General features: G+C 68.9%; 10 protein-coding genes. 1 reads left to right on the plus strand and 9 read right to left on the minus strand.

Annotated elements, in window-relative coordinates:
• The first annotated feature begins 20 nt into the window (after positions 1–20).
• Positions 21–923, plus strand: a complete 903-nt coding sequence (locus ON759_RS02020; RefSeq protein WP_271678674.1) for a 5'-nucleotidase — start codon at positions 21–23, stop codon at positions 921–923.
• Position 924: 1 nt separating this feature from the next.
• On the opposite strand, the gene ON759_RS02025 is transcribed toward ON759_RS02020, so the two are convergent.
• The 9 genes from ON759_RS02025 to ON759_RS02065 all read right to left on the minus strand — a co-directional run bounded on the left by ON759_RS02025 (position 925) and on the right by ON759_RS02065 (position 11,703).
• Positions 925–1,464, minus strand: a complete 540-nt coding sequence (locus ON759_RS02025; protein WP_271678675.1) for a DUF2939 domain-containing protein — start codon at positions 1,462–1,464, stop codon at positions 925–927.
• 65 nt (positions 1,465–1,529) lie between these two features.
• Entirely contained in the window at positions 1,530–2,975 is a 1,446-nt protein-coding gene (gene sbcB, locus ON759_RS02030) for an exodeoxyribonuclease I (RefSeq protein WP_271678676.1), read from the minus strand.
• 145 nt (positions 2,976–3,120) lie between these two features.
• Positions 3,121–4,476, minus strand: a complete 1,356-nt coding sequence (locus ON759_RS02035; RefSeq protein ID WP_271678677.1) for an FAD-dependent oxidoreductase — start codon at positions 4,474–4,476, stop codon at positions 3,121–3,123.
• Positions 4,466–5,755, minus strand: a complete 1,290-nt coding sequence (kynU, locus tag ON759_RS02040) for a kynureninase (protein WP_271678678.1) — start codon at positions 5,753–5,755, stop codon at positions 4,466–4,468. Before kynU ends, ON759_RS02035 begins: the two co-directional genes overlap by 11 nt.
• Positions 5,752–6,762: an amidohydrolase family protein gene (locus tag ON759_RS02045; protein ID WP_271678679.1), complete on the minus strand. Its 1,011-nt coding sequence runs from the start codon at positions 6,760–6,762 to the stop codon at positions 5,752–5,754. Before ON759_RS02045 ends, kynU begins: the two co-directional genes overlap by 4 nt.
• 18 nt (positions 6,763–6,780) lie before the next feature.
• Positions 6,781–10,056, minus strand: a complete 3,276-nt coding sequence (locus tag ON759_RS02050) for a type ISP restriction/modification enzyme (RefSeq protein ID WP_271678680.1) — start codon at positions 10,054–10,056, stop codon at positions 6,781–6,783.
• A 15-nt stretch (positions 10,057–10,071) separates the two neighbouring features.
• Positions 10,072–10,494: a hypothetical protein gene (locus tag ON759_RS02055; protein WP_271678681.1), complete on the minus strand. Its 423-nt coding sequence runs from the start codon at positions 10,492–10,494 to the stop codon at positions 10,072–10,074.
• Entirely contained in the window at positions 10,478–11,152 is a 675-nt protein-coding gene (locus ON759_RS02060) for a nucleotidyltransferase domain-containing protein (protein ID WP_271678682.1), read from the minus strand. The genes ON759_RS02055 and ON759_RS02060 overlap by 17 nt, the downstream gene beginning before the upstream one ends.
• 2 nt (positions 11,153–11,154) lie before the next feature.
• Positions 11,155–11,703 carry a 3-hydroxyanthranilate 3,4-dioxygenase gene (locus ON759_RS02065; protein WP_271678683.1) on the minus strand — a complete coding sequence of 183 codons (549 nt, stop codon included), beginning with the start codon at positions 11,701–11,703 and terminating at the stop codon, positions 11,155–11,157.
• Between the last annotated feature and the right edge of the window lie 3 nt (positions 11,704–11,706).

The raw sequence follows: 11,706 nt of genomic DNA on the forward strand, positions 1-11,706 counted from the left end.
CGATGCCGCATCCTCGCGCCATGGATTCCCCGCCGCCACCGCTGGTCGTCGCAATCACGACGCGTGCGCTGTTCCACCTCGAGGACAGCCACGCGCTGTTCGAGCGCGAGGGCATCGCCGCCTTCGCAGACCACCAGCGCCGCCACGAGGACGACGTGCTCGCGCCGGGCATCGCCTTCCCGCTGGTGCGCAAGCTGCTGGCGCTGAATGCCGGCGCCGCCGCTGGCGCGCCGCGGGTCGAGGTGATCCTGCTGTCGCGCAATTCCGCCGACACCGGCCTGCGGGTGTTCAACTCGATCCAGCACCACGGCCTGGACATCCGCCGCGCCACCTTCACCTCGGGCGCGCCGGTCTGGCCCTACATCAAGCCGTTCGGCGCGCAGCTGTTCCTGTCGGCCAACCCGGAATCGGTGCGCGCGGCGCTGGAGGCCGGGGTCGCCGCGGCGACCATCCTGCCGGCGCAGGCCGGCGAACCGCGCCACCCGCAACTGCGGATCGCCTTCGACGGCGATGCGGTGATCTTCGGCGACGAGAGCGAACGTGTCTCGCGCGAACAGGGCGTCGAGGCCTTCGGCGCCCACGAACGCGCGCGGGCACGCGAGCCACTGTCCGGTGGGCCGTTCCGCGGCTTCCTGTCGGCCTTGCACGACCTGCAGGCCGCGTATCCGCCCGGCGACGATGCCCCGATCCGGACCGCGCTGGTGACTGCGCGTTCGGCGCCGGCGCACGAACGGGTGATCCGCACCCTGCGCGAGTGGGGCGTGCGCCTGGACGAGGCGCTGTTCCTCGGCGGCCGCGAGAAGGGACCGTTCCTGGAGGCCTTCGGCGCCGACATCTTCTTCGACGACTCGCCGCACAACATCGATTCGGCACGGCGCCACGTCGCCGCCGGCCACGTGCCGCACGGCGTCGCCAACGACTGACTCAATCGGGCAGGCGCAGGCCCGCGAGCTTCCAGCTGATGCCGCTGCGGCGGAACTCGAACACCACCGGCTTGCCCTCGGCGTTCAATACCGTGGCGGTGAACAGCGAGGGCGAGACCCAGCGTGTGCGGGCGTTGCGCAGGGGATCCTGTGGGGCGGCATCGACGCCTGCGCCGTGCCCCCCGGAGACCTTGCGGGCCAGGGCCGTGCCATGCATGAGCAGCGCGATGCCGGTCGGCGAGACGATGGCGTCGATCGCCGGTTCGGCGATCACCGAAGTGACGCCCCCGACGGCCTGTGCGGTGCCGCCGGGCCCGAGGCGCTCCATCAGTCCGCGCACGATCCGGTCCTGCACCTGCGGGCGCACGCTGTCGCGCAACTGCTCGAAGTCCACGAAACGCCACAACTCCCCATACTCGCCGGAAGCGACCACGTTGCGGATCCCGTTCATCGCCAGGTAGGGGCCGGCGGCCACGAATGCCAGCAATGCCAGCAGCACGGCGCACGTGCCCGCCAGCGTCCATTTCGCCTTCCTGCCCATCGTCCTGTCCTCGTTCCGCCGCGCCCGGCCATCCTGCGCAATGCGGGGACGCCCGGCAAGCGTGTTCACCCGATCGCATCCCCGATTTGCCGGCCCCAGGCTTGCAGCCGGTCCAGCAGGACCTGGCGCGCGCCATCGCCTGCATGCGTCGCACGCAACTCCGCGACCTGCGCGTGGAAGGCGTCGAAGGTCACCTCTGACAGGCCGTTGTCGGCCTGCAGCCGGTGCCGGCGGTAGTCGTCCCAGCGCCGGCGCTCGTCGGGCAGCAGGCTGTCCGGCCAGTTGCGCGCGCGGTAGCGGAACAGCAGCTCCGGCAGGCGCGCATCGCGGAAGGCGTACCGTGCCTTGGCCAGCAGGTGCGGCGGGGTGCCGCGCACCTGCGCGAGCAGGCGCTTGTCGCCATCGCCGAGGAAGCCGTCGTAGAGCGCGGCGTCCACGTCCACCGGGTCCGGCGGGCGCGTGCGAGCGAACACCCGGCGCGCCTTCTCGGCGATCGCCGGTCCGGCGTCACGCACGCGGTCCACGCGCCGCAGCACGACGTCCGGGTCGATGCCGAGCCGGTCGAAGTCGGGTGCGCGCAGGTGGTCCCAGGCGACCAGGGCCGGGCATTTGTTGGTGTGCACGAGCTTGAGCGGGACGCGCGCCTCGCCTTCGGGCAGGTCGGCCTGGCGGATGTAGAGGCGTTCGGCGATCGCCTCGGCATCGAGGTCGAGCAGGGCCTCGGGTTCGTCGCCGAGGTCGAACACGATCACCTGCGAGTCGATCTGCGGATGCCGCGCCAGCGGCAACACCGGCGCCGCGCACAGACGCGAGGCGGGGAACCGCTGCGACACGTGGAGCACCGGCGTCATCGCCGCGACATCGAGCAGCGAGGACGCATGGCGCTTGTCGCGCAGGCGCAGCGCGTAGTCCCACAGTTTCGGCTGGTGGCGGCGGAACAGGCGGGCGACCCCGATCAGCGCCCGCACGTCGCTCAGCGCCTCGTGCGCCTCGCCGATGCGCAGGCCGTTGTCCGCGGCCAGGTGCTCCAGCTTGAAGCTAGTGCCGCCGCCGTCCTCGCGTTGGCGCCAGGCGATGCCGTCCGGGCGCAGCGCGTGCATCAGGCGGAGCGCATCGAGCAGGTCCCAACGCGAGTTGCCGCCGCGCCATTCGCGCTCGTAGGGGTCGTGGAAATTGCGGTACAGCCCGTGGCGCACGAATTCGTCGTCGAAGCGCAGCGAGTTGTAGCCGGCGCTGCAGGTGCCGGGGCGGCCCATCTCGTCGACGATGCGGGCGAAGGCCGCGGCCTCGTTGACGCCGTCGCGCAAGGCATCCTGCGGCGCGATGCCGGTGACCATGGTCGCGTACGGGGAGGGCAGCAGGTCGTTCGCCGGCTGCACGAAGAAGGAGATCGGATCGTCGATCTCCTCGAGCGCCTCGTTGGTGCGGATCGCCGCGAACTGCGCGATGCGGGTCCGGCGCGGATCGGCGCCAAAGGTTTCGAGGTCGTAGAACAGGAAACTGGCGCTCATCCCTGTTCCCGTCGTCGCAGGCAGGCTGGCCGGGCCCCCATCGTGCAGCGGCTCAGGCTGCGCATCCGGCTTGGATTCGCCGACGGCGGCCATCCGTGGCCGCCTCTGCATCGATGCCGTGCCCGGCCGCCGCCTGCGGTCGTGGTCATGCGGCCAGCGGCTCCAGCTTCGCCAGCACGGCGGCGTCGGCTGCGGCCCAATCGATGCCGTCGAGAGAATCCAGCCCGCGGGTGGCGTCCTCCAGGATCACTCGTTGCACTTCGCTGCGATGCAGCGCCTGCGAGTACGGGATGCGCATGAAGCTGACCATCGCGTAATGCGGCACGAAGCGGTCCGGGTGGCGCGCCTGCAGGGCCAGTTCCAGCTCGCGTTGCAGCAGGTAGGCCTCATCGTCGACCTTGTCGCGCATCTCGATGTAGTTCTCCAGCGCCATGCGCTGGATCGCCTCGGCATCCGGCTTCCGCTGGGCCTCGAATCCGGCGTACGCGGCGCTGCGGCTGGACGCACGCTCGAGGTGCGCGGCCAGCGCCACGCAATCCTCGAACGCGCAGTTCATGCCCTGGCCGTGGAACGGCACCATCGCATGCGCGGCATCGCCGAGCAGCACCGCCTTGCCGGCGATGTGCCAGCGGTCGAGGTACAGGGTGGCGAGGTTGCCCACCGGATTGGCCTGGTAATCCTTGCGCAGGTCCGGGATCAGCGGCAGCGCGTCCGGGAAGTCACGTTCGAACAGCGCCTGCGCGGCATCGGCATCGGGCACCGTCTCGAACGAGGGCCAGGGTCCGGCATGCGGCAGGAACAGGGTGACCGTGAAGGTGCGCTCGTCGTTCGGCAGGGCGATGCACATGTAATGCCCGCGCGGCCAGATGTGCAGCGCGTTCGGTTCGATCCGGAAACCGCCATGCGCGTCCGGCGGGATCTCCAGCTCCTTGTAGCCATGGTCCAGCCATTCGGTGCGCTCGCCCAGCGGCAGCACCCGCGCCATCTCCGCGCGCAGGGTGGAGCCTGCGCCATCGGCGCCGACCAGCGACTCGAACGGATGCGCGACGTCGTCATCGTGGCGGCGGAAGTGGGCGACGTGGTCGACGAAGTCGACGCGCTCCAGGCGATGGTCGAAATGCAGACGCGCGCCGTGCGACTCCGCGATCTGCAGCAGCACGATGTTCAGCTCGCCGCGGTTGATCGACCAGATCACCTCGGAATCGTCGCGGCCATAGCGCTGCAGGCCGGGCGTGCCCTGCAGCGGATGCACGAAGCGGCCGCGCATCATCACCGCCTGGCGCATCACCGCCTCGTCGGCGCCGGCCTGGCGCAATGCGTGCAGGCCGCGCTCGGCCAGCGCCAGATTGATCGAGCGCCCGCCGGCATAGCCTTCCACGCGCGGGTCGCCACGCCGTTCGAACACATCCACCGACCAGCCGCGGCGGGCCAGCAGGATCGCCAGCAAGGCGCCGGCGAGCCCGCCGCCGACGATGGTGATCGCCCTGGATTCAGTGCGCATCGCGCCACTCCCGCGTGGTCCGCGCGAAGCGCAGGACGTCGGCATGCGTGTTGTACAGCGGCGCCGGCGAGATGCGGATCACGTCCGGTTCGCGCCAGTCGCCGAGTACGCCGCGCGCGGCCAGGAAGCCGAACAGCGCGCGGCCGCGTTCGCGGCCCCCGATGACCCGGATCGACAGTTGGCAACCACGCTGCGCCACGTCGCGCGGGGTGACCACCTGAAGCACGTCGCGCAGGTCGGCATCGATGAGCTGCTCGAGGTAGCCGGTGAGCGACTCGGACTTGGCGCGCAGGGCCGGCATCGTCGCGCGGTCGAACTGGTCCAGCGACGCGCGCAGCGGCGCCAGGCCGAGGATCGGCGGATTGGACAGCTGCCAACCGTCGGCGCCCAGCGTGGGCGAGAACTGCGGGCCCATCTTGAAGCGGACGGACGCGTCGTTGCCCCACCAGCCGGCGAAGCGCGGGCGGTCGGTGCGCGCGTGGCGCTCGTGCACGAAGCAGCCCGCGACCGCGCCCGGGCCGGAGTTCATGTACTTGTAGTGGCACCACACCGCGAAGTCGGCGCCGCTGTCGTGCAGTCGCAGCGGCAGGTTGCCGACCGCATGCGCGAGGTCGAAGCCGACCACCGCGCCGGCGGCGTGGCCGAGCCGCGCGATCTCCTTGAGGTCGAAGGCCTGGCCGGTGCGGTATTGCACGCCGGGCCACACGATCGCCGCGAGCCGCGGGCCATGCGTCGCGATGGCGCGCTCGATCGCGGCCATCGAGAACGTGCCGTCGGCGTTGTCCGGTTCCACCTCCACCAGCGCCTCGGCCGGGTCGAAGCCGTGGAAGCGCAGCTGGGATTCCAGCGCATAGCGGTCCGACGGGAAGGCGCCGGCTTCCATCAGCAGGACCGGCCGTTCGCGCGTGGGCCGGTAGAAGCTGACCAGCATCAGGTGCAGGTTGGCGGTCAGCGAGTTCATCGCCACCACTTCCTGCGGCAATGCGCCGACCACGCGGGCCAGCGGGTCGCGCACCAGTTCGTGGTAGGGCATCCACTGCGCCTGCCCGGTGAAATGGCCCTCGACGGCCTCGGTCGCCCACTTGTCCAGCACTTCCTCGACGTGCGCGCGTGCGCCCTTCGGCTGCAGGCCCAGCGAGTTGCCGACGAAGTACGCCTGCGGCGCGCCGTCGTGCAGCGGCAGGTGGAATTCGTCGCGGAAGCCGCGGAGCGGATCGGCGGCGTCGCGCGCCTGAGCGTGCGCGTCGGAGGACAGCGCGTTGTCGTGAAGCGGGGTCATGCGAACCTCGAGGCGGGCAGCCCGAGCCATTCCAGCGCGGTGCCGTGGTAGAGCCGCGCGCGTTGCGCATCGTCCAGGCCGAGGCGTTCGATGCCTTCGCCGGGGACCTGCTCGCCGAGCGGGAAGGGATAGTCGGTGCCCAGCATGACCCGCTCGCTGCCGCAGGTCTCCAGCAGGTAGCGCAGGGCGGCGTCATCGGCCACCCAGGAGTCGAAGTACAGACGCTTGAGGTACTCTCGCGGGTTGCGGAAGTTGTCGGTGGCCACCAGGTCCGGGCGCATGTTGAAGCCGTGTTCGATGCGGCCGATGGTGTACGGGAAGCTGCCGCCGCCGTGGGCCAGGCAGACCCGCAGCCGGGGCAGGCGTTCCAGCACGCCGCCGAAGATCAGGCAGCAGGCGGCGCGCGACTGCTCGGCGGGCATCCCGACCAGCCAGGGCAGCCAGTACTTGGGCATGGTGTCGGTGCCCATCATGTCCCACGGGTGCACCAGGATCGCCGCGCCCAGGTCGCTTGCCGCCTGGAAGAACTCGAACAATTCCGGCGCGTCCAGGTTCCAGTCGCCGACGTGGCTGCCGACCTGCACGCCCTGCAGGCCGAGTTCATCCATGCAGCGTTCCAGCTCGCGGATGGCGAGCTGCGGGCTCTGCAGCGGCACCGTGCCGATGCCGGCGTAGTGGCGCGGATAGTCGCGGCAGGTCTGCGCCATGTGGTCGTTGAGCGCGCGATGCAGCTCCAGCGCATGGCTGGCCTTGGCCCACTCGCTGAACATCACCGGCACCGTGCTCAGCACCTGCACCTGCACGCCGAAGCCGGCGTAGTCGTCGATGCGGATCTGCGGGTCCCAGGTCTTGGGCCAGATCTCGCGGAAGAACTTGCCGTCCTTGTAGATGCGGTGGCGGCCGTCGTCGCCGTGGTGGATCACCGGGAAGCGGGCATCGCCGTATTTGCTGGCCAGGTCGGGCCAGTCGCGCGGCAGGTAGTGGGCGTGAGTGTCGATCTTGAGCATCGGTGAATTGTAGGCACCTTACTTCGGAGGCTTGCGTTGAAGAACGGTTGGCATGGGCAGTTCCGACGCCCCGACGAGCGAGCCTGCGCAGATGCGATCCAGCAGGTCAGACTGCATCGGCTGCAGATCGAGTGTGCGGGTCAGCAGGCGCAGCAGGTCCAGCAATTCGTCGTTCCATGCGTCCGGCCAGGCGGCCGGGCGAATCTTATCCAGCGGATTGTTGGAAGATGCGGCGCGGCCCGTGCCCTTCGCGGTGCGGTAGCCGAGCCACTTCTTTACGACCTCCATGCCGCTGACGCTGTAGCCCCAGACATCCGGTCGAACGCCGGTGACGACGCCGTCGCCGACCCGCAACTGTTGGGTCTTCTTGTCGTAGGCGATGTCCGAATTGGTTTGCGGCATCTTCGTGATATGCGACTCCCAGCCGATGCCTTCGATGTGCGGCAGGCGGCTGCCCCGGCCTGCCTCCGGGTCATTGAAACGCTCGGCCCAGGTATGCAGCCACAGCAATTCGCGTCCTAGCGCCACCGCTTCCGCCCACAGTTCAGGATCGGCGGTCATCGGCACACGCGGCCCCGGTGTTTTCAGCGCCTCCGCGAAGCGCTGCTGGTAGCGCGAGGCGGACAGCAGCGCGTACACGTAGGCGGCGATGTCTTCCGGCGAGGGCTCGCCGATCCCCAGCCGCTGGCCCAGCGCAGCTTGCAGTCCTTGCGCCAGATTGGGCTGCTGCGCGGCGGCGTCGCGGTATAGCGGCAAGATGTCCTTGCCACCGCGGCCGTTGTAGTAATGAAGATCCGGGACATGGCCCGTTACCGTCAGGATCGCGCCTGCGGATGAGGTCGCGGTCATAGGCGCCGCGAAGTACAACTGTGACTCCGAGAATGAATCCCAGAGCGCGGGCCGTTCCAGCGCAGCCAGGCGCGGGTCCTTGATAGCCCACTGCCGGTCGAAGCTGCGATACCCATAACGGACGATGGGCTCCGACGTTGCACCAGCAGCCAAGGTATTGAGCACCGCATAGCCCGGGACCTTGGTGCTGATGTTGCGCCCGGTCTTGGCGGTGACGAAGAGTGCGGATTTTTCCTCCAGCGGCGCGGACACGAAACGCGCCCAGCGTTGTTGCAGGGTCTCGGCTGTAGTCGCGATGGGCCAAGTGCGTCCGTACTTGCAGCCTGGCTGCTGCCAGGGGAACAGGTCCGCCAGGGCAGGCAAGTCGTTCCAGGCCGCATCGCCAGTGGATGGCGCCAGCGGCGCGAGCCAATCGGTCGGGCCGTCCTGCCAGTCGCCTGCCAGCGGATCGTTGCGGTCGGCGATGGCCTGCATCGCTGCGAGCTTGTCGGCCGCACTGCCATGGATGCGGCGGTAATGGATGCGCGCCGGCCGCGTGCGCTCCTGTTTGTCCTTGCGCGCCAGCACCACCACGGCGACCGGCGTTTCGATCGCGAACACGTTCTCCTCCGGGTTGGCGCCCTTGTTGTCGCCGCCCAGGTCGAGCACCCAGGCCTCGTCGCAGACTTCCCGCGCCAGTTGGCGCAGGCCGACGAAGCCGGGCCCGCGCAGCCAGCTGCTGCCGGTGATGAAGGCCACCACGCCCGGGCCGTCGCCGTGCGCCTCGAACGCCTTCCAGATCGCCCAGCGCCAGAAGTACACGTACAGGTTGTACAGGCTGGCGTGGTGGCTGAAGATCGTTTCGCGCTTGGCCACGTCCAGGATGTCGTCGAACAGGCTCCTGTTTTCCCGCTTGCCACGGCGGCCCGGCACCTTGCCCTCCACCACCCAGCCACCGGAACCGCGGCCTTCGATCTCGCGCTCCACCCGCCGGTAGGGCGGGTTGCCGATCACCACCGTGACCTTCTGCTCCAGCTTGATGCGCTTGGCGCGGTTCTGCTCCGCTGCCAGTACTTCCGCATCGCCGAACAGCGGCATCGACGGTTTCGGGTCCAGTGGGGATTCCAGCGTATCGGTCAGCACCACATGGCCGGACAACGCGCTGGTGGACTGCAGCTCACCCAGGCGCTGGTTGATCCGCAGTTGGGCCACCGCGTACGGCCCTGGCAACAACTCGAACGCAAACAGGTTGTGGGACAAGCTGGTGGCTGCTTGCGCGCGGCCACCCGGCCCGCGTTCGGCTGCCGCGCGCTCCGCCGCACGGTCGATGACCGCAAGCGGGAACGTGCCGGTGCCGGTGGCCGGGTCCAGCGTCACCACTTGCTTGTCGGCAAAGCCGAGCCGGATGCCGAAACGCTCGACCAGCAGGTGATCGACGATGCGCACCATCGCCTGCACGATCGCCGTCGGGGTGTAATAAACGCCGGCCTGCTTCCGTTCCTCCGGGTCGTAAACGCTGAGGAAGTCCTCATAGAAATAAAGCCAAGGTTCGCCGCGCCGATCCGCGCTGCGATTGACGCGTTTGGCGTCGATGGCGCCAATCAGGGTTTCCAGAGCGCCGAGTTCGGCTTCGACCGCCGCAAACAGCACGGGCTTGTCCACCAGCGGCGCGAACGCCGCGGCCATGACCGGGCTGATCCCGCGGATCGCCGCGCGCGCCTCGGCCACGCTGATGTAGCCGTCCGCATCGGCATCGGCGCCGGTCACCGACAACGCGGCCAACACCATACCGTAAGCCACGACCTGCGACACCCCGTCGGCGAAATCGCGCTCCGAGGCGTGCGGATGCACGTGCTGCTTCCAAGCCTCGAATCCCCCGCGGGCGGTATCGCCTGCTTCGCCTGCCTGCTCCATCAACCACAGCAGGCGATCACGAAGGTCCGCGGTGCGAACAGCCAGACGGCGTGACAGGTCGCCAACGCTGGTCACCGGCGTCGGCCGGGAATCGATGAACCGACGCAGCAGTCTCAGCAGCGGCTGCGCATCCCACGCGTGGGGATCGTCAAAAGGCAGTTCGGCGGCATCTCCAACGGCTTCGCCATCCCGATACAGCCGTGCGCTGCGTCCGTTGCACAGCAGCAGGATTTCCGCATCGACACTCATCTTCTGCCACTGCGACGCATTGCGGCCCAACCACGTGGACGGATCGGTCGCCACCTCCGGGGCCTTCAACTCGATGTAGCCGATCTGGTGGGTCTTGCCCGCGCGCTCGTGCAAGGCTGCGAAGTCGGGGCGGCTGCCGCCTAGTCGGCTCTCGCGGATCAGGCGAAGGTGGCCTAGGCCTGCCTGTTCCACCAATGCGGTGAATAGATTGCTGACCGGCGTGGTGAGTTGCGCTTCTGGTTCACCCGGAACAGGCGCGGCGTCGGCGGCATGTACATCCGTGTGGTAGCGCTTGGCGAGCATTGCTAGGTCGGCCATTCAAACACCTTTGTTCGTAGCATCAATATTGCCCGCCACCGCCTCACACGCCGCAATCACATCCGTCACCAGCCGCGCATCGACGTCCACATGGCCTTCGTACTCGGCCAGGTTGCGCAGGTCGTGTGCTTTGGCCAGTACGCGCCAGACCTCGGGCCCCAGGCCCAGGGTGTGCGGCAGCACCTGGAACACGATGTAGCGGTGACGGGCGCGGAAGCCGTGGCGGCGCAACGCAGCCAGGCACAGCGCGTGCGCGGCGTTGTAGGCCAGGTCGAAGCGGCTTTCCAGCGACAACGCGGCATTGCGGGCATCGGTCAGGCGTGCGCGGCCCGAGCGCAGCAAGCCGGCGAATTCCACGGCATCCGGCGCTTCGGCGAGCAGCGGCTTGCCCGTGCCCGCTAGGTTCTCAAGCGGCGAGGGCATCGTCGTTTCCGATCAGCCACAGGCGGGGTTGCGCAAGCACGCGGGTGACGAAGCTGTTGCCGTCGGCGATGCGCTTGCGCAGTTCGGCACGGGTGTAGAGCGTGGGGTTGATCTCGCGCCCCAGTCGCTCCATGAGCGGGTGCAGGGCGGCCATCGCATCGGCATAGGTCAGTGCGTCCGAGACCAGCATCAGGTCGATATCGCTGCTGGCGGTGTCGCTGCCTTTGGCCACCGATCCGAACACGAAGGCCGCGTGCAGGCGGTCGGCCAGCGGCATCAACGCGTCGCGTAACGGCATGGCCAGGCCGAAGGTCTTGCGCACGATGGCGACGATCTCGTCGTGGATCGGGCTGCCGGGGTTGGCGCGGTACAGCTTCTGCTTGCCCAACTGCTCCACGCTGAGCAGCCCGCTCCCGGAAAGCCGGGCCAGCTCGCGCTGCACCGCACCGCTGCCGGCGCCGGTGGTCTGGATCAGTTCGCTGATCGAGAAGCTCCGCCCGGGCTGGCCGAACAGGCAGCCCAGCACGCGCTGCTGGGTGGCGGTGAACAGGGCATCGGACAGGTTGGCACTGGCATACAGCGCGGCCGCTTCACTGACACGGGGTTTTGTGTCGATGCCCATATCGGGCAGGATATTGCCCGAATTGGGCAAACGCAAGCTCAGGTGATGTCCGCCTGCGTCCCCTGCATCTCGTAGCGCTGCGGGCGCGGGTTGAGCGTGCCGCATCGCGCGCAGGTGCGCAGGTGGTCGTCGCGGTAGAAGCGCTCGAACACGCGGAAGAAGTCCTGCTCGATGTCGACCAGGTGGAAGGATTCCTCGTACAGCTTGTGGTTGCAGGACACGCAGAACCACATCAGCGCATCGTCCTCGTGCGGCAGCCGCTTGCGCTCGATGACCAGGCCGACGCTGCCCGGCATGCGCTGCGGCGAGTGCGGTACTCGCGGCGGCAGGTAGAAGGTTTCGCCGGCGCGGATCGGGATGTCGCGCGCGGCCCCGTCCTCCTGGATGCGCAGGACCATCTCGCCTTCCAGCTGGAAGAACCACTCGGGCCCGTCCTCGAAGTGGTAGTCGGTGCGCGCGTTCGGGCCGCCGACGATCATCACGATGTACTCGTCGTCGACGATGCACTTGTTGCCGACCGGCGGCTTCAGCAGGTGCCGGTGGTCGTCGATCCAGGCCTGCAGGTTGATCGGTCCGGGCAGCGGCATGGC

Origin of the sequence: Thermomonas mangrovi (assembly GCF_028201335.1) — a bacterium.
GTDB lineage: Bacteria > Pseudomonadota > Gammaproteobacteria > Xanthomonadales > Xanthomonadaceae > Thermomonas > Thermomonas mangrovi.